Source organism: Streptococcus sp. Marseille-P6264 (genome assembly GCF_902460355.1).
Lineage (GTDB): Bacteria > Bacillota > Bacilli > Lactobacillales > Streptococcaceae > Streptococcus.
In genome coordinates this window covers 56,752-72,302 of the sequence record NZ_CABPTO010000003.1, presented here as the reverse complement: position 1 = coordinate 72,302, position 15,551 = coordinate 56,752, and the positions used below count along the sequence as shown (strand labels likewise).

The window sequence follows — 15,551 nt, the reverse complement described above, 5'->3', positions numbered from 1 at the left end:
AACTCCACTGCATCTGCTCCTAGGTCAAAGGCCGCCTGCATTTAAGAAATGGTGTTCTCAGGATAGAGATGTGTAGGGGGTCAATCATGGCTGATGTATTGCTATCCCAGTCCGCTTTAGATTCATCAAAGGTCTGTGCAAGCCCTCGATGGGGCAGAATTTTATATTCCTTCCCATCTTTATTAGAAAAGAGGCTTGTATTGTTTAACCAGATAAGAAATAGCAGAGCTAGACAAATCATATAAGTCTTTTTGCGTTTTTCCCATTTAAACATTTTATTTCCTTACTTCAAACTCCAACCGCCGTCGATTTTGATAATCTCACCTTGCATAGCAGCTGCCTTACCGCTTGCCAGAAAAAGACTAACATCAGCCACTTCTTGAGGGTCCAGCCAGCGCTTAATCGGCGTTTCCTCAGCAACCCAGTCTGCCAGTCCGCCTAGCTCAAAATCTGCGGCAGTCATGGCTGTCTTGACAGCGCCTGGTGCTAGGCCAAAGACTTGGATATTTTGATCCGCATAGTCCAGGGCTATCTGCTTGGTCAGACCAGCCAGAGCATGCTTAGAGGCTGTATAGGCAGCACCGCCACCGCCAGCAAGAAAGCTAGCAATCGAGCACATATTAATGATGACACCAGACTCTTTCTCCAGCATTTTCTGCAGGTAAAAGCGGGTGATTTTCATTGTCGCAGTCAGATTTAGCGCAAAAATCTGCTCCCAGCCCTCGTCGCTGGTCTCGTGCAAGGGACGATAATCGTCCAAAATACCGGCCGTATTACAGAGAATGTCCACTTCAGGTAAGCTAGTGAAAAGTGGTGTCAAATCATCTGTCAAATCCATTTTAAAAAAACGTAGTTCATTTAGAAACCCCGGATTTTCACCCTTATCTACCCCATAAACGCGGTAGCCATTTTCCAAAAAGGTCAGAGCCTGAGCTCGGCCGATGCCCGAGCTAGCTCCCGTCACCAATACTGTCTTAGTCATCCACTTCTACCCAATCTGTCGCGAGCACATCACAAGGAGTCGGACTCCACATAGAGAAGCCCTCCCCTTCGCCTGAAACATTGATGAGGAAATACGGTGTCACTTCGAGAGCCACCCCATTCTGCTCAATCGTGTCAAAGAGCTGGACGTAGTTTTCCGCCCCGCCCCAGCCTGTACGAACATATTTTTTCTTGGCCTTAAGGCCTGGTAAAATTTCTTCAAATGTCATGGTTTTCTCCTTTATCATCTATAAACCTTGATTTGATAAGATTTTTGAACCTCTGAAATGAGGTGGTTTTTAAATTTGTTCACCTTTTTGTGGACTTACAGGTCATTTATGGCTTTTTCGTAGTATGAAACAGCCTCTTTTTCTTTGTCCTTAGATAGGTGACTGTAGATGTCCATGGTCATAGCCAAGGTAGCATGGCCTAACCGGTATTGTAATTCTTTATAGCTGATACCAGCATTGAGCAATAAACTAGCGTGAGCGTGGCGGAAAGCGTGGAAGGTAAAGCGGGGTATTCCAATTTCTTTGCAACGCCTATCCAGGGAATCTTGCCTTGTGGCCATATTCTGATATTCTTTGGTCTGGATAGCAAATACTACAGACGGAGCACGCGCCCCATCTTCTACGAATAATTGCCGCTGCCTATTTTTGTAGAGCTTAAGCATATTGACTGTTTTCCGGTCAATACTAATCACTCTGACCCCTGCTTTACTTTTAGGCGGGCCTACTAGATCCACCAGCCTATTATAATTCTTTGATATGCTGATAGTCGCATTCTCCAAGTCAATATCAGACCACTCCAGAGCCACTGCTTCCCCAAAGCGGCAACCAGTCGCAAGCAGTAGGCTATATAGCACATAATCAAAATAATGACTGTATTTTTTGAATGCCAGCTTCTCCATATAGCCTAAAAGAGACTTCAAGTCCTCCGGAGCGATAAACTTGATTGCTTTACTCTCTCGCTTTGGCTTCCTGGGCAGGATAATATCCCTCGCTGGGTTGAATGGCAAGAGCTGCAGTGAAACGCCATATTTTAAGATACGGCTGTTTATCGAGTGAACCACACCAAAGTGAACTAAGCGACCTGATAAGTCATTGATGAAACTCTGGATATAACTAGCGGCAAGCTTATCCAGTTTCATCTTTCCAAAAACTGGGACTAGGTGGCTATTCACCATTCTTTCTGTCGCTATGAAGGTTTGGGGTTTGACAGTCAGCCGGTAACTTTCTAGCCACAGTTCAGCCAATTCTTGATAATTCTTCACCCGCACAGTTTTATGAACCGTTGACCCGTTCGCCTTGAAGTCAAGCTGCGCGTGCTGGGCTTTGCTCTTGACCTCTTTTCTTGTCCGTCCGGTGATGCTGGTTTTTACTTTTTTCCCTGTTACCTGATCCACTCCCAGATAGACACTTGCGCGGTACACATTGCTACCGTCTTTCTTTTTGACTTCTGTTATTTTCATGATATACCTTTCCATCAGCAGGCAAGCTGTTATTAAAAAGATTTTAGGTTGAATTAGGTTTATATCATGCTAGGTGTTACGAGAACCCCTCTATTTTCGATTTTAACGAGTTGAACGGTCAAATATACCAGAAAAGAAAACAAGGCGGATATGGGGCTTATATGAGGCTTGAAATAAGAGTAGATTATTGATTTTTTTGGGATAAATTAGCTACATTCCTATTCCAATCATTTGGAAAACCTAAAAGATTTAATATCTTGTTGTGTGATATTGAAGTCAATTTATTTTCTAAGCTATTCATGCGCTTTTTAATGGTATTGTGTAAAATAGCGTACTCCATTTTAGATAGGAAGCATTGGAGAACAATGAATATATGATAGATTGATTGTTTAGGGTCGGTGGATTGAATATTATACAGTGAGTGTAATGGTTGATAATAGACAACATTATTCTTGCATTTAAAATCTAATAAGCGATTCCCGTGGGCGCATAAATTCCGTAATTCGTAGATGTTATACATGAAACTCAATAGTTCTTTCTCGGTATAAGGTTTGGTGATAGAAAACTTTTCTTTTAAAAAACTTTTCATTCCTTTTGCAACTTTATTTTGAATTTCTGGAACATTCTCTAATATTTTATAAAGATCGTTAAACGAAAGATAATTTACGATAACCCAGAATGGTACTTCGCCATGTTTTTCATGGTGATTTTTGATTGGATTGTTATTTCTGGAATTTATATTTTTATCAATAGTTTCCCAGATTTTTTTCCTTACAAAGAGAATATCTTTAGAATAAAAGCTTTTATCCCTATAAGCCTCTGCTTTTTTTAATATATGGCAACGTTCGCTTATATAATAAGCTATTACTCCTCGTAGATGTTTTTCTGCGCTAAGAGTAGCAGAAAAGAGAGAGTTTCTTATTGCAGTATCAAATTCATAGAGATGAGTCAATTCATCAAATGTTGTATCTTGGTATAAATTAGTATTGATCCAAAAAAACCGACCATATCCGTTTACAAGATTGTAGTAATTATTTGTTAATAAATATTGTTTAGTATATCTGTACTTTGATAGTATATCTATCTTAATCCCTCTATTATGAAGAGTACGTATTTGTTCTTTTATTTGGTTAAATGGCCTCAAAAAAAGCACCTCCTTACTAAGAGATGCTTTCCGCAAATGGGTCCCGGAGGATTGCCATAGCTATACTTCATCTCTAATTCTATTATTATTTTTGGAACTTGTCAACCAAAACAGCTATATTTGTCAAATTTGTCGTTTTTGCGTTTTTGTCTGTAAAATCAGCTTTCTATTCTTCAACTTCCTATGTTTTTGCACTTTAGCAAGTAAAACCGGGGATTTCTTTGCCGTTTGCGTTGATTTTAACCATGCTAGTCCTTTCTAAAAAATTATGAGCAGTTGAGTTACGAGCCTAGTATGGCGTTGAACTCCGAGCGAACGCCGAGAAATCACGCACTTCAGGATTGTTGGACATTGTGGCAAGTGGGTTAGTTGCTAAAGTGTTCCTCAATATTTTTTCTTAGATCATTTAAGTGATTTTGAATATCCTTATAATAATCATATTCAATAGTATCGATAATATCATTTTTTTCAATATATATATGATTTTTAGAGATACCTATGCCACCGTTATCATGATTGTAAATAAGCTGATTAATTTTAGATTGAGCAGAAGCGATTTTTTTTCGTAAACTATACCCCAAGATATTACGATCTTTTGTACCTATTTTTTCAATTATTTCATTTACCTCAAGAATAACATTACCGTAACTATCAATTTTATTATTAAGGCTATTAATGAGGTTAGAGATTTCTGAATGAATATACGAGGTATTCAATGATTTTTCACGAAAAATAACATTTTTTAAGCGAGATATATACTCATGCGTGATTAAAGATAGTACGTTTTTATAAGCGTATTCTCTTGCTTCTCGTTGTTTTGTTGTCAATAGCATTTCATTCTTTTCTGAACTGTCAGAAAGATCGAGATCTTTGAAAATTTCAACAATTCCAGGGTTTATAATCGATGACTGGAGAACACGACCAAAAACACTTTGATTAAATGCTAACATCCCCTCAATATATTCAATATCCATCTGGTCATTGTCAAAATTGAGTATTTCATCAATCTTATTGAAAATCATTTCAAATACTTCAGATTCTTTATCGTTATCTAGTAATTCACTTAAAGAACTGGTAGATATAGTATCGATAAATCTAAGATCCAAAAAAGATTTTTTGACATTAAAAAAGTCCGCTATTTTTTGTAAATTTCCAGCAGTAGGTAATGATTTCCCTTTAACATATCCAGTGATTGTGCTTTTTGGAATATTTAGAGAGTTGTGGAGGTCAATTTGTCTAATCCCTTTTTGTTCCAAAAGTAGGTTTAACCTACTAGAGAAATACTCTCTATTTTTAATATCTTGAGGACTGTTTTTAGCCATCTTTTCTAACTCCTTAACTCTAAGTTATACATAGATTATAACACAAACAGAGATATAAAGTACGAAAAAAATAAAACTTTTTTGAAATTTGTTGACAAAGTACGAATAAAATAGTACAATCAAGATAACAAAGATTAGGAGGAAATGTTTTTCATGAAACAAATAACCTTAAGAGGCGCACGTATATCAGCAGGTTTCACACTTCGCGAGGTAGGCAAAAAGACTAACAGAAGTTTTCAGACTATAGCAAAGTACGAAAAATATAGCACTAAAATTCCGCTAGATTTATTACAGGAGTTGAGCACTCTTTATAATGTGCCGATGGATTTTATTTTTTTAGGTAAAAGTACGAAAAAAATAGTACTAGATTAGAAAGGAGCCAAACCATGGAACTAGTCTACATGGACGGTAAGAAAAATCCGTATACATTGAGCAGTATCGTTGCAGAATGTGCAGAAATTAAACACAGACATTTGAAGATCTTGCTGAACAAGCACCGAGAAGACTTCGAAAGGTTCGGAAAGGTGACATTTAAAATTTCACCTTCAGAGAGCGGGCAAAATGTACGGGACTATATTTTGAACGAGCAACAAGCAACTTTGCTAATCACTTACTTACGAAACACCGAACCCGTTAGAAACTTCAAGACAAACCTTGTCAAAGCATTCTTTGAAATGCGGGACGAGCTAGCAAAGTTTAAGCTGCAGCGTGCTTTAGAAAAGCCAAAGCGTAAGACTTTGCATGACAGCATTAAGAACTGGGAACAAAAACCAAAGCACGCGCATAGCACTATCACAAATCTTTTGCTAAAAGGTACTAGCGGCATGAATAAAAAGCAACTGATGGCAGCGCGTGGCGGTCTGACAGGTATCGATAGCTTGACCAGTACCGAGCTTGTCAGATACCAAGCCTTGGAAGATATGGCTATCGCTATGATTAACCTAGGCATGACCTATCAGGATATTAAGTCTATGATCTTCAGACCAAAAGAAAACGCACCACAAGGCGCGTGAGAGCAACAAAAAAGGCTTTGAGAGCGACCAAACTATCAAGCCTTTCACACTATCACTAAAACATAATAAACAAGCAGGCAAGCTGTTATTAAAAGGGTTTTAGTAAAGATTTATAACTAGATTATAGCACATCTGGGACACTTTGACCATACGGAGAGCGCCAACTCTTAAAACTGGTATCACCTCACGCTTTCAAACTTTTGCGAGTCTGAGCGTGGGAATTAACTAGTATAGTAAAAGGCAAGAAAGACATTAAAAAGCTGTCGAAACAGGAACAAGCCCATCAGGGCAATTATACAAACACAGAAACAGAGGTAAAAAACATGGAACAATATTTTAAAGATTTTGAAAAAAAGTTGGGACTTGTAGAGGAAAAGCTAGATATTTTATCAGAGTGGCATTTATCCAAGAAACACCACGGGGCAACAGAGATTGCTGAAGATTGTAGGTCAGCAATTAGTCAGTTATGGATTCAGTTTTACGAATTATCTGAAGCATATAAAAAGCAAGAGGCAAGTCATGAGGATTTCTTTAATAGGAATGTTGAGAACCTGCTTGGGGAATTAAAAAAATATGACGATGAATGCACAGAAAGACATGGCAAAGCCCCTGACTGGTTGCTATTCAGTTTCTTAGATCAAGCAATAAAAGAAAATAATTTAAGTGATGGGATCATTCACACAACTGCTTCAACCTGGACGTATTTACGTAGTTTAGTAGTTGCTGATCTGCGAAAAAGAGGGCTATTAAAATGAGCGAACTACTAGGCGCAATTTTAACACTACTACTTTTCTTTCTAGCTGGCGTATGTGCTGAGCTGTTTCACTCCTGGGCTATTGCTTACAGACGCCGAGGATATATCACAAAACAGCAACTAAGAAAGATGGAAAAATGGCTTGAAACAGTGGAGGGCAGAGGATGACAAATAAAACAAATGATATTCTAGTCGACTATGAAGGGCTTTGCGGACAGTTAAAGGACATTCTAGAGGTCTTAGAGTTAGCTAGTGCAGAAGAGGGGCAGAGAACTTTTCCCCTACTCCACACAGCTAACCACGCTCTAAAACAACTTATTTCAGAACATGACGCTCAAGCCGAGACATACCGGAAGGAGGGCAGCTATGACAGAGCTTGAAGAAAGAATTCTAAGACTGATACCCGTAGGGGCGGACGAGCCACGCGCAGGGCGGGATATAGCCAATGTGCTAGGGCTGGAGATGAGAGCCTTACGAGATCATATTCTCCGGCTTATCGTTCGCTATGGTATCCCTATTGTGGCCAAACGTGGGGCAGGTAACGGCTACTATATTCCTGCTAACGATACCGAACGCCTAGCAGGGGTCAGGGAGCTAAAGGCTCAGTATGACACAGAGGGAAAGCGTCTAGATGTGCTAATTAAAGCTGATTTAGAAAGCTATAAAGAGCTGCTGAAGGGAGCTGATCAGAATGTTTAGTCTCAGCAAAGGAAGTGAATATGAGCTAACTCATGGCGTTCTGGAGCTTGTGGAGAACTATCTAGAAGCGCGTGAGAAGACCAAACCATGCTTAACGGGTTTAATCTCAGCCCAGCAAGCCATGGACGAACTGGATATAAAATACAAGACACTGCAACGGTGGGAAAAGGCGGGACTAAGACGATACAAGCCACCGCTAGAGGACGCTAGAAAAGTGTATTACAGGGTTAGCGAACTTTTAAAATTTTTGGGGGTGGAAAATGGCAAGGTATAACATACATCCCGCCCAAGGTGGCGGCAAGTATCATGATATGAAAATCTATAAAGATAGGCAGCCTAAACCTCTTACACACGAGGAACAAAAACGCTTAAAACGCCTGAAAAAGAAACGGAGAAAGGGGCGATAGGATGGCCATCTATGAAAGCCGAGGATTTGGATCACTACTCCGGCCATATAAAGGCAAGCTAGAGCCGTTTGAGTATGTCGCACAGTTTAAACCCATGTCAGTCCCAGAAGGTGCAGATATTGAGGAATACAAACGAACTGCAGCGCCCTACTGCTTAAGCGGAAAAGTAATCGCAGAAAAAAATGGCAGCTATCGCAGAAGTAATCAAAGTTTAGTGTATCGTGATTTGATTTTCCTTGACTATGACGAGATACTGAGCACGTCTGAGAGCTTCGTAGAAGCTGTTTCTGGCGCTTTGTTTGGCTACTCCTATATCTTTTATACCCCACCATCAAACACACCCCAAAAAGCCCCCGTTTTCGCCTTGTGGTGAAGCCTGACAACGTGATGAATGAGGCAAACTATAAGCAGGTAGTCAAAGAGATTGCTGACAAGATAGGGCTACCCTTTGACATAGCCAGTCTGACCTGGTCACAACTCCAAGGGCTACCAGTCACAACAGGCGACCCAGCAGACTATCAAAAAATCGTAGAGCATGGGATAGATTATCCAGTCCTCAAGGTTGAACCAAGAGCGAAGCAAGAAACTACTGAGCTTTACAAACCTAGAGCAAGTGGCCAGAGGTCTATGACCATGAGGATCATTGACACGCTTTTCAACGGATTTGGAGACGAGGGAGGGCGTAACGTAGCACTCACGCGCTTTGTAGGCTTACTCTTTAACAAGTGGGTTGATTGTGACCTAGAGACTGCCTACGAGCTTACAAAGATAGCCAATAGCGTGACGGCTGAACCTTTACCAATCGAGGAGCTTGACCGCACTTTCAGCAGCATATCACGGGCAGAATATAGAAAGAGAGGGTAGAACCATAGAACTAGAAGAATTGGAAAATCTAAAAAGCGAAATCTTAGAGGCGAGAGAGCAAGAACAACCCCCTAGGACGATGAAGGAGCTTGAAAATCGTATCTTTCATGCTGGTGAAGAATGGCGAACCGAACATACCGAAACCAAGGTAAACGAGTCCACAGGGGACGTTACCGAGAAGGTAGCCATGCCCCAAACCTTCACCGTTGCTAAAATACTAAGCGATATTGTCACGTTTACTTTTATCAGTAAAAGCAACATAGCCGATTATAGCCTACTCTATATCTATGATTTAGACGAGGGTATCTATACCGCGAGTAATGACCTGTTTAACCTTTTCTGTAAAACTTTTGACGTAAGAATTAAGCCCAGAGAGTGGTCACAGATTAAGTTAATGGTTAGGACATTGACCAAGATAAAGAAACCGCTGGAGAGTGCTAACCTTGTCCCCGTCAAGAATGGCATTATTGACCTAAGAACTAAGGAGCTACTACCATTTAGCCCTGATTACGTTATTACAAGCAAGATCAGCACAGCTTACCACGCGCCTAAACGAGTCCCAACAGATCGAGAGGGCAAAACTTTTGACGATTGGCTAAACTCAATCGCTTGTAATGATAGTGAACTGGTAACACTGTTTTGGCAAATTATCCTAGAGGCTATCAATCCTAACCACACCCGAAACAAGTTCGCGATCTTCTACGGGGACGGTAACAACGGTAAAGGGACATTTCAGCGCTTCCTTATCAATCTGATAGGAGAAAGCAATATATCAGCGTTAAAACCTGCACAATTTGCTGAAAAGCATAACCTTGAAACCTTGGTGGGTAAAGTTTGTAATATTGGAGACGAAACCCCAAACGAATACTTAAAAAATCCGTCTGATTTAATGAGTATCACTAGCGGGGACACCGTGCTAGTCAACCCTAAAGGACGCCCAGCCTTTGAAGCTACTTTCAAGTTATTCAATATCTTTTCAGGGAATTATATTCCCAACGGTGGGAATAAGACAAAGGGCTGGTATCGCAGAATTATGATCGTACCTTTTAATGCAGACTTTAACGGTGAGAAGGAAAAGCCTTGGATAAAAAACGAGTTTTTGGCAAATAAGGAAGTCCTAGAATATGCCCTATACAAAGCTATCAATCAAGAGCCTTTTACACACTTTATCGAACCCAAAGCGGTCAAAGGCCTCCTAGAAGAATACCAGGAAGATAATGACTACTTGCTTTCATGGGTTAAGCATGAATACATGGAAAAAGGTTGGCATGAGCTGGACGTGGTGCCTGTTTTTATAATGACCAGATCGCTGAAACATTATGCTGAAGATATGGGAATACCTAAGCCCAATGTTTACGGGGCAGGTAAAGAAACTATTAGACACTTACAACAGTTGACGCCTAATAAGTACCAACTTAAGCGGGCGAGGGTTAAAGTTGAGGACTTCGATAAGTTAGACCCTTTCGATTTTGAAAGAACAAAACTGGCTAAAACTAATCACGCTGTCGTTAAAGACTAAAATGTTACCTTCTTTTTATGCCCTAAACCCTTGGTATATCTACGTTTTCACCCCAAAATGTTACCTTCTTGTTACCTTGTTTAGAAAGAAGGTAACGTTGTTAAACCCTTGATACTACTGACTTTTTTGAAAAAATGTTACCTTGTTACCTTCTTTTTAACTCTCTATATAGGGAAAAAATAGTATTTTTATATATAAGGGCTATGACTTCAAAAGAAGGTAACATGGTAACAAAACGACCTAAAGCCTTGTGGCAGTAAGTCCGAACTATGTTACCTAGAAGGTAACAAAATCACTAAAGAAGGTAACAAATTGAAGAAAAGGAGCTAAAAAAATGAAAATCAAGCTATTTTATCAGAAGCATAAGCAAAGCCTGCAGGAATTTGAATCTCAAGTCAACGACTTTATGGCAAGTGTTGAAGTTGTGGATGTGCAATGCACTGAAGCAACTGAGGGTGACTATGAAAATTTGAGTGCAACATTGGGGCTACTGGTCCTATATAAAGGATAAGGAGGAAGCCCATGACAGAACCAGCATACTTTGAACAGGCAGATCAGGAACTAGAGGAACTCAACCGTAAGCGTGACGATTTTATGACGGATGCAACACCAGTATGTCTTGAAGATACGCCTAAACTGATTGAACTAGGTGAGAAGCTCCGGACAGAAGACACCAGCATAAACGCCTATGAGTTATACAGACACCCTGAAGCGCGTGCAAAGTTATTCGCCCAAATCGTGGAAGCCTGCTTCTTGCTGATTGCAGATAGTTCACTAGTACCAGTGCAGCCAACACAAGCACAGCGGATCCATTTTTGCGAGTACCTAGAAGGGCAGTTCCAGAATATCATTAAGAAGTTGATTGCAAGCACAGACAAGCAAGCTCTGGAGTCTTTATTTGAAGCTTTGCAACTGCCCAAAGAAAAACAAGCTCAGTTTGTCCGTGATGTGGTAGTAAGTGGCTTACTCAGTGAAGAATAGCAGCAAAGGGGCATTGCCTCTTTTTGCGGCTTAATTGCTACTTATCCCAATAGATTTGGGTTTTTCTGTATATAGGTATTTTTGAACGGATGAAAACTATAAAATCAATAGCTATTGAGACATTTATAAAGCCATTGAAAATAAAAAATCTAACCCATGGCATAGCTGAGTTAGACGACAGGAAACTAGAAATAGACTTAGATAATTTATATATCACCCTTGGCAAAGATTACTTTGATTTAGATAGAATACCAGGGACTAAGGGAGGCTATCGCTACTTCTTTCTATGCCCTATCTGTGGCAAGCGGTGCAGAATACTCTTTAAACGACATATACTTTATGGTTGCGGATTATGCCAGAAAATACATAAGTCAACCCTGAACCGCAGCAAGACGGATTGTCAATACTATTGGGAGAGAGCACTGAGAGAGGCTAGAAAGGTAGACACGGGTTGGAGTCCTAAACGTGGCGGATATATGTTTGACGCTTTTCCTGAACGACCAAAGTATATGAAGCGCGCTAGGTACTATAAGCACTATCAAAAGTTCCTGAACTATACTAGAAAAGGGGATAGGCTTTGGCTGACTGGCTTGGGTAGATTGAGGTAGCTTCTTGGCCACTAAACGGAATAGCTAAAGCCCTAAAAAAGTACCAAGTTTTGAGTTAGGCTGCGCGTGCTCAAAGCTCGAGCGAAGGTAGAGAAAATGCAAAATATCCCCTACCATTTATCAAGCAGAGAAGGAACAAATAACTTGCCTTATCTGCCTACAACATGTTGGCAGGTATGGAAAAGTATGTACATATTCCACCAGTCGTTGAAAATACAAAAAGCCAAGGCGCTCCGCCTCAGCTTGATCGATTCATGCTTCAAAGATGAAGTTATAGAGTTGAACAACCTTCTGAAAGCTCGGTGTGTCCATGGTGGTGATTTTTTGCGCCTGGCGTTCTCGAAAGTCGAAGGTGTAGAGCTGGAGCGGATTCACTGAACCGTCTACCTCAGAGGATAGGACAGGAACCAGCAAGCCTAGCTTTTCTAGTTTCTTCTGACCATGCGTGATAGGGCAGACCGCAACGAAGCCAGTGCGTTCTGAGTATTCCTTACGAGATACCACCACGGCAGGGCGGCGCTTCTGTATCTCACGCCCGACAGATGGATCAAAGTCTATCCAGATGATATCCTGCTTTTCTGGGATATAGTTAGATTTCACTGTCAAGTAGTTTCACCCCTTCAAAGTCATTTTCCATACGGAGATCAACCGCTTCAACGAATGGATCTGCAATCTTTGGAGCTAGGACGATCACATTATCAGCACCTTTGTAAACGACCATTTCTTGACCTTCCGGGACATCTAGCGCCTTGGGAATGGTCACAGTCAGAGAGTTCCCAACTTTACGGGTTTTTACTGTATTCATTTCTTTACTCCTTTGTTTGTATATATCAAGTATATACTTAATAAGAGAGAAAAGCAAGCAAAAAGCCAGCCTTGCGACTGACTCCTTGGTTATAGATTAGATAGATTTATTATACCACAAGAGGAGGCCAAAGCGTGACACCAGAGCAAGTAAAAGCAAAGTTAGAAGGTATTAGATGGTTAGATAAAGAGATTCAGAGTTTGCAGTTAGAACTTCAATATCTAGAACAAGGTCTATTTAAAAAATCAACTCTGACACAAACCAAAGTTCAGACTAGTAGAGTGAACAATACAGAGAATGAACTTGTCTATGTTTTGAAGTTGAAAGAAGATATACAAAACAGACTTTCCAATCTAATCAAGGAACGTTCAGAAACTTCTAAACTCATTGACAAGCTGAGTGATCCTCTTGAAAGGTCAGTATTGCGGATGTCCTATGTCAATCACTTGGAAATATGGAATATCGAAGACAAGATAGAAAAGTCAAAAACAACAATTTACAGGATAAAGAGTTCAGGAATAAAGAAGCTTGCTAAGCTCATGGATGATAGAGCTTCTAAACTCACTTAACAAAGTGGCTTCTTCCGCTGCTTGCCTTCTGGCCAAATGCTTCAGGCTATCACTTATACTGTTCAACGTTCGGAAACTACCCCCTATTTTTTTGAACGGGGCTATATTGTTTCGGTTTTAAAGGACGCGGCCTTTTCCGTGCGAAAAATTCCCTTTTTGAAAATTTTAAAGCAGAAAGAAATGCGGTATTATTAGGCTTTTAAGTTGATTTTTTAGCCATAAGGCTACCCATTGACTAAGGATATTTATAAAAACAACCTAGTACTAACAAGTTCTTACACATTCCACCAGTTATCGTGAGGATTAAGTTACGCATGATCGAGCCGAGAGTGAATCAAGAAAGATTTTCATTTTTTAATTGAACAAGGAGCGAACAAAGAGGACTGCAAATATCGAGAGTAATAAAAGATTAATAATATCAAAGGCAGAGACCATGGCCTACCCTCTACTCTTTACGGCCTTCAGACCGTCACTATACATTTTTTCTCACGGAACAATTAAGAAAAGGAGTATGCTTTTTACGTCCGATATGGACATAAGGATAAGAATAATCCTTCACAGATTTAGATTAAGAGGAAATATGATATAATCAAGATATAAAGGATAGAGGTTGAAAAGTATCCGCCTCCAACGCGCCACTTAGCTAGTGGGTCGAGAAATGCGGGCGACATTCGGCGGTCTCGCCTATCCTTTCTTATAGCTAGCCCTTAGAAAAAAATCTAGGGGCTTTTGTGAGGTTATAACTCTACAAAGCATGCGCCTCATGATATAATATATCTATCCGCAACTCCACAAGTAATTAAAAAAAGCACCTTGTGGGGGTGCTAGTTCTTGCCTGCTGAACTCATCAAATTTTATGCCCTTTTGAGGGCTTTTTTTGTTCACCTTTTTGTGGACTTCTGAAGAATATCAAAGATGAACTAATAGGGGTATTCTTGCTATAAACCGCTATAAATCACTGTAAAGAGACACTAAAGAATATATAAAATCATGGTTTTTTTAAATTTCTTCAAATGTCATGGTTTTCTCCTTTTGTTTATTAATACTCTTATCAAAATATGCTACTAGCAGTCATAGGGATTTTAGACTTTCTTCTCCATCTCCACAAAGAGGTGAATATCGCCATTGCTTTCCTGCGGAATGCGTCTCACCACTTCAAAGCCCATGTTGAGATACAGCTGCTGGGCTCGGTGATTGAAGTCAGCAACGGATAGCCTTAGGGTTTGTGGTGCAAAATTTTCCATGATAAAGTCCAGAATTTCCTGCAAAAATGCAGCGCCTTGACCTTTTCCACAGTGCTCCGGCTTCATCCCCAAACCAAGCTCCAAACTTCGCTCTCCTTTCTGCTCCAAGCAGAAAAATCCATAGAGTTTCCCATCGCGCATAACTTGATAATAACGGTCTCCACGCGCTTCTTGGGAGACTATTTCTTCATAATCCTCCAGGTCATTTTTCATATCATAAAAATCATAAGGTGCCTCGTAATGCCAGGCGTTAGCAATTTCCAAAGCATGCTGCTGGCTTAATTGTTCGATCATCATCTACTCCTCTTTTCTCTAAAATTCCCAATAAAATCGTTTCTGGTCAGCTTTTTCGCTGCAGCCGAGACTGCGATAAAATTCATGGGCTGCGGAGCGGGAAATGCCTGAATTAATCCGAATTCCTGTGTAGCCTGCTGCTTTTCCCTCTTCACGCAAAGCTTGCATCAGCGCTCTGCCATGTCCCTGCCCTTGAAAATCCTGAGCGACGGCCAAAGCCAAGAGATTGAGCAAGGACGGGAAATAGAGACAGTCGTAGCTAGCCGCATGAGCGTAACCTATGACCTGACCATCTTCTTCAGCTACCAAAATCAAATGCTGGTCATTCTCTAGCAGCCTCTTCAGTTGAGCCTCTGTCGCTTCCCTATCGAAATCATAACCCAGGCACTCAGCATTAAGCCGCTGAATAGCTGCGGCGTCTTCTAGTTTTACCTTACGAATCATCTGTCACCTCGTTCTTCTCTTTATTATAGCAGAAAAGCAGTCTCTTTGACTGCTTTCAATGAACTATTCTCCCATCTGCCCCTTCAACCAAGATTCCGCCTCTTCTAAAGGCTGGTCTGTTAGGACATCGGGCTGGATTGCCACATTTTCAAAAGCTTATTTCCATCTTTCACTCTTGGAAAACGCAATCATGAGACCAGAACCAGCTAGAACCGCTAAAATGACAAGACAGATATTTTTCAGAGGATAGAGCCAGTCTTTATTTTCCTCATGCCATCTTGACTTCCAAAGGCCAACATAGTCAGCGCTCATATGTTCGGGTTGATTCAGCTGGATATTGATTACAATGGCTAGTAAGATAAGGGCAAGCAAAACAAACGCAAACAACCAAACTTTCTTCTTTTTCGTTAGGTTAAAACTCTTCATTCTTTT

Annotated in this window: 22 protein-coding genes and 1 pseudogene; 12 read left to right on the top strand and 11 right to left on the bottom strand. The window is 40.5% G+C overall.

What is annotated here, in order from left to right; genetic code table 11:
- Positions 1 to 19: 19 nt before the first annotated feature.
- The 6 genes from FZ941_RS10755 to FZ941_RS05245 all read right to left on the bottom strand — a co-directional run bounded on the left by FZ941_RS10755 (position 20) and on the right by FZ941_RS05245 (position 4,918).
- Positions 20 to 274 carry a hypothetical protein gene (locus tag FZ941_RS10755; RefSeq protein ID WP_262366274.1) on the bottom strand — a complete coding sequence of 85 codons (255 nt, stop codon included), beginning with the start codon at positions 272 to 274 and terminating at the stop codon, positions 20 to 22.
- A gap of 9 nt (positions 275 to 283) precedes the next feature.
- Positions 284 to 982: a 3-oxoacyl-ACP reductase gene (locus FZ941_RS05265; RefSeq protein WP_148887110.1), complete on the bottom strand. Its 699-nt coding sequence runs from the start codon at positions 980 to 982 to the stop codon at positions 284 to 286.
- Complete coding sequence (locus FZ941_RS05260) at positions 975 to 1,211, bottom strand: DUF2829 domain-containing protein (protein WP_002899859.1); 237 nt, start codon at positions 1,209 to 1,211, stop codon at positions 975 to 977. Before FZ941_RS05260 ends, FZ941_RS05265 begins: the two co-directional genes overlap by 8 nt.
- 95 nt (positions 1,212 to 1,306) lie before the next feature.
- Positions 1,307 to 2,452 (bottom strand): site-specific integrase, encoded by a 1,146-nt coding sequence (locus FZ941_RS05255; RefSeq protein ID WP_148887109.1) that lies wholly within the window; start codon positions 2,450 to 2,452, stop codon positions 1,307 to 1,309.
- A 184-nt stretch (positions 2,453 to 2,636) separates the two neighbouring features.
- A complete protein-coding gene (locus FZ941_RS05250) occupies positions 2,637 to 3,596 on the bottom strand; it encodes an Abi family protein (RefSeq protein WP_187418383.1) in 960 nt (319 codons plus the stop codon).
- Positions 3,597 to 3,961: 365 nt separating this feature from the next.
- Positions 3,962 to 4,918 (bottom strand): helix-turn-helix transcriptional regulator, encoded by a 957-nt coding sequence (locus tag FZ941_RS05245; RefSeq protein ID WP_148887107.1) that lies wholly within the window; start codon positions 4,916 to 4,918, stop codon positions 3,962 to 3,964.
- Between the two features lie 153 nt (positions 4,919 to 5,071).
- Here FZ941_RS05245 and FZ941_RS05240 point away from each other — a divergent pair, with 153 nt between their 5' ends.
- The 11 genes and pseudogenes from FZ941_RS05240 to FZ941_RS10750 all read left to right on the top strand — a co-directional run bounded on the left by FZ941_RS05240 (position 5,072) and on the right by FZ941_RS10750 (position 11,763).
- Positions 5,072 to 5,290, top strand: a complete 219-nt coding sequence (locus tag FZ941_RS05240; RefSeq protein ID WP_148887106.1) for a helix-turn-helix domain-containing protein — start codon at positions 5,072 to 5,074, stop codon at positions 5,288 to 5,290.
- Between the two features lie 14 nt (positions 5,291 to 5,304).
- The gene (locus tag FZ941_RS05235; RefSeq protein ID WP_148887105.1) at positions 5,305 to 5,931 is read left to right on the top strand and encodes a Rha family transcriptional regulator; all 627 of its coding nucleotides are present in this window, start codon (positions 5,305 to 5,307) and stop codon (positions 5,929 to 5,931) included.
- Positions 5,932 to 6,254: 323 nt separating this feature from the next.
- Complete coding sequence (locus tag FZ941_RS05230; RefSeq protein WP_148887104.1) at positions 6,255 to 6,686, top strand: hypothetical protein; 432 nt, start codon at positions 6,255 to 6,257, stop codon at positions 6,684 to 6,686.
- Positions 6,687 to 6,849: 163 nt separating this feature from the next.
- Positions 6,850 to 7,065, top strand: coding sequence for a hypothetical protein (locus FZ941_RS05225; protein ID WP_148887103.1), 216 nt, complete (start codon positions 6,850 to 6,852; stop codon positions 7,063 to 7,065).
- Positions 7,052 to 7,384 (top strand): DNA-binding protein, encoded by a 333-nt coding sequence (locus FZ941_RS05220; RefSeq protein ID WP_148887102.1) that lies wholly within the window; start codon positions 7,052 to 7,054, stop codon positions 7,382 to 7,384. The genes FZ941_RS05225 and FZ941_RS05220 overlap by 14 nt, the downstream gene beginning before the upstream one ends.
- Complete coding sequence (locus tag FZ941_RS05215; protein ID WP_148887101.1) at positions 7,377 to 7,658, top strand: XRE family transcriptional regulator; 282 nt, start codon at positions 7,377 to 7,379, stop codon at positions 7,656 to 7,658. Before FZ941_RS05220 ends, FZ941_RS05215 begins: the two co-directional genes overlap by 8 nt.
- A 134-nt stretch (positions 7,659 to 7,792) precedes the next feature.
- Positions 7,793 to 8,655, top strand: a pseudogene (locus FZ941_RS05210) (primase alpha helix C-terminal domain-containing protein).
- A 19-nt stretch (positions 8,656 to 8,674) separates the two neighbouring features.
- Entirely contained in the window at positions 8,675 to 10,174 is a 1,500-nt protein-coding gene (locus FZ941_RS05205; RefSeq protein ID WP_148887100.1) for a DNA primase family protein, read from the top strand.
- Positions 10,175 to 10,508: 334 nt separating this feature from the next.
- Positions 10,509 to 10,685: a hypothetical protein gene (locus FZ941_RS10595; protein WP_187418382.1), complete on the top strand. Its 177-nt coding sequence runs from the start codon at positions 10,509 to 10,511 to the stop codon at positions 10,683 to 10,685.
- Positions 10,686 to 10,696: 11 nt separating this feature from the next.
- A complete protein-coding gene (locus tag FZ941_RS05200; RefSeq protein WP_148887099.1) occupies positions 10,697 to 11,155 on the top strand; it encodes a hypothetical protein in 459 nt (152 codons plus the stop codon).
- Positions 11,156 to 11,253: 98 nt separating this feature from the next.
- Positions 11,254 to 11,763 carry a hypothetical protein gene (locus FZ941_RS10750; RefSeq protein WP_262366277.1) on the top strand — a complete coding sequence of 170 codons (510 nt, stop codon included), beginning with the start codon at positions 11,254 to 11,256 and terminating at the stop codon, positions 11,761 to 11,763.
- 252 nt (positions 11,764 to 12,015) lie between these two features.
- On the opposite strand, the gene FZ941_RS05190 is transcribed toward FZ941_RS10750, so the two are convergent.
- Both FZ941_RS05190 and mazE read right to left on the bottom strand, forming a co-directional pair.
- On the bottom strand, positions 12,016 to 12,369 hold the full coding sequence (locus tag FZ941_RS05190; RefSeq protein ID WP_148887097.1) for a type II toxin-antitoxin system PemK/MazF family toxin: 354 nt from the start codon (positions 12,367 to 12,369) through the stop codon (positions 12,016 to 12,018).
- Positions 12,353 to 12,568, bottom strand: coding sequence for a type II toxin-antitoxin system PemI/MazE family antitoxin (gene mazE, locus FZ941_RS05185; RefSeq protein WP_148887096.1), 216 nt, complete (start codon positions 12,566 to 12,568; stop codon positions 12,353 to 12,355). The genes FZ941_RS05190 and mazE overlap by 17 nt, the downstream gene beginning before the upstream one ends.
- 134 nt (positions 12,569 to 12,702) lie before the next feature.
- Here mazE and FZ941_RS05180 point away from each other — a divergent pair, with 134 nt between their 5' ends.
- Positions 12,703 to 13,137 carry a DUF1492 domain-containing protein gene (locus FZ941_RS05180; protein ID WP_148887095.1) on the top strand — a complete coding sequence of 145 codons (435 nt, stop codon included), beginning with the start codon at positions 12,703 to 12,705 and terminating at the stop codon, positions 13,135 to 13,137.
- Between the two features lie 1,082 nt (positions 13,138 to 14,219).
- On the opposite strand, the gene FZ941_RS05175 is transcribed toward FZ941_RS05180, so the two are convergent.
- From FZ941_RS05175 to FZ941_RS05165, 3 genes are all read right to left on the bottom strand, one after another.
- Complete coding sequence (locus FZ941_RS05175) at positions 14,220 to 14,678, bottom strand: GNAT family N-acetyltransferase (protein ID WP_148887094.1); 459 nt, start codon at positions 14,676 to 14,678, stop codon at positions 14,220 to 14,222.
- A 15-nt stretch (positions 14,679 to 14,693) separates the two neighbouring features.
- Positions 14,694 to 15,119 (bottom strand): GNAT family N-acetyltransferase, encoded by a 426-nt coding sequence (locus FZ941_RS05170; protein ID WP_148887093.1) that lies wholly within the window; start codon positions 15,117 to 15,119, stop codon positions 14,694 to 14,696.
- Between the two features lie 156 nt (positions 15,120 to 15,275).
- Positions 15,276 to 15,545 carry a hypothetical protein gene (locus FZ941_RS05165; protein WP_148887092.1) on the bottom strand — a complete coding sequence of 90 codons (270 nt, stop codon included), beginning with the start codon at positions 15,543 to 15,545 and terminating at the stop codon, positions 15,276 to 15,278.
- Positions 15,546 to 15,551 lie beyond the last annotated feature (6 nt).

What these genes read in the sequence shown, in the direction of transcription:
- FZ941_RS10755 (WP_262366274.1), bottom strand. Translation starts at nt 274, where the DNA reads ATGTTTAAATGGGAAAAACGCAAAAAGACTTATATGATTTGTCTAGCT.
- FZ941_RS05265 (WP_148887110.1), bottom strand. Translation starts at nt 982, where the DNA reads ATGACTAAGACAGTATTGGTGACGGGAGCTAGCTCGGGCATCGGCCGA.
- FZ941_RS05260 (WP_002899859.1), bottom strand. Translation starts at nt 1,211, where the DNA reads ATGACATTTGAAGAAATTTTACCAGGCCTTAAGGCCAAGAAAAAATAT.
- FZ941_RS05255 (WP_148887109.1), bottom strand. Translation starts at nt 2,452, where the DNA reads ATGAAAATAACAGAAGTCAAAAAGAAAGACGGTAGCAATGTGTACCGC.
- FZ941_RS05245 (WP_148887107.1), bottom strand. Translation starts at nt 4,918, where the DNA reads ATGGCTAAAAACAGTCCTCAAGATATTAAAAATAGAGAGTATTTCTCT.
- FZ941_RS05240 (WP_148887106.1), top strand. Translation starts at nt 5,072, where the DNA reads ATGAAACAAATAACCTTAAGAGGCGCACGTATATCAGCAGGTTTCACA.
- FZ941_RS05235 (WP_148887105.1), top strand. Translation starts at nt 5,305, where the DNA reads ATGGAACTAGTCTACATGGACGGTAAGAAAAATCCGTATACATTGAGC.
- FZ941_RS05230 (WP_148887104.1), top strand. Translation starts at nt 6,255, where the DNA reads ATGGAACAATATTTTAAAGATTTTGAAAAAAAGTTGGGACTTGTAGAG.
- FZ941_RS05225 (WP_148887103.1), top strand. Translation starts at nt 6,850, where the DNA reads ATGACAAATAAAACAAATGATATTCTAGTCGACTATGAAGGGCTTTGC.
- FZ941_RS05220 (WP_148887102.1), top strand. Translation starts at nt 7,052, where the DNA reads ATGACAGAGCTTGAAGAAAGAATTCTAAGACTGATACCCGTAGGGGCG.
- FZ941_RS05215 (WP_148887101.1), top strand. Translation starts at nt 7,377, where the DNA reads ATGTTTAGTCTCAGCAAAGGAAGTGAATATGAGCTAACTCATGGCGTT.
- FZ941_RS10595 (WP_187418382.1), top strand. Translation starts at nt 10,509, where the DNA reads ATGAAAATCAAGCTATTTTATCAGAAGCATAAGCAAAGCCTGCAGGAA.
- FZ941_RS05200 (WP_148887099.1), top strand. Translation starts at nt 10,697, where the DNA reads ATGACAGAACCAGCATACTTTGAACAGGCAGATCAGGAACTAGAGGAA.
- mazE (WP_148887096.1), bottom strand. Translation starts at nt 12,568, where the DNA reads ATGAATACAGTAAAAACCCGTAAAGTTGGGAACTCTCTGACTGTGACC.
- FZ941_RS05175 (WP_148887094.1), bottom strand. Translation starts at nt 14,678, where the DNA reads ATGATGATCGAACAATTAAGCCAGCAGCATGCTTTGGAAATTGCTAAC.
- FZ941_RS05170 (WP_148887093.1), bottom strand. Translation starts at nt 15,119, where the DNA reads ATGATTCGTAAGGTAAAACTAGAAGACGCCGCAGCTATTCAGCGGCTT.
- FZ941_RS05165 (WP_148887092.1), bottom strand. Translation starts at nt 15,545, where the DNA reads ATGAAGAGTTTTAACCTAACGAAAAAGAAGAAAGTTTGGTTGTTTGCG.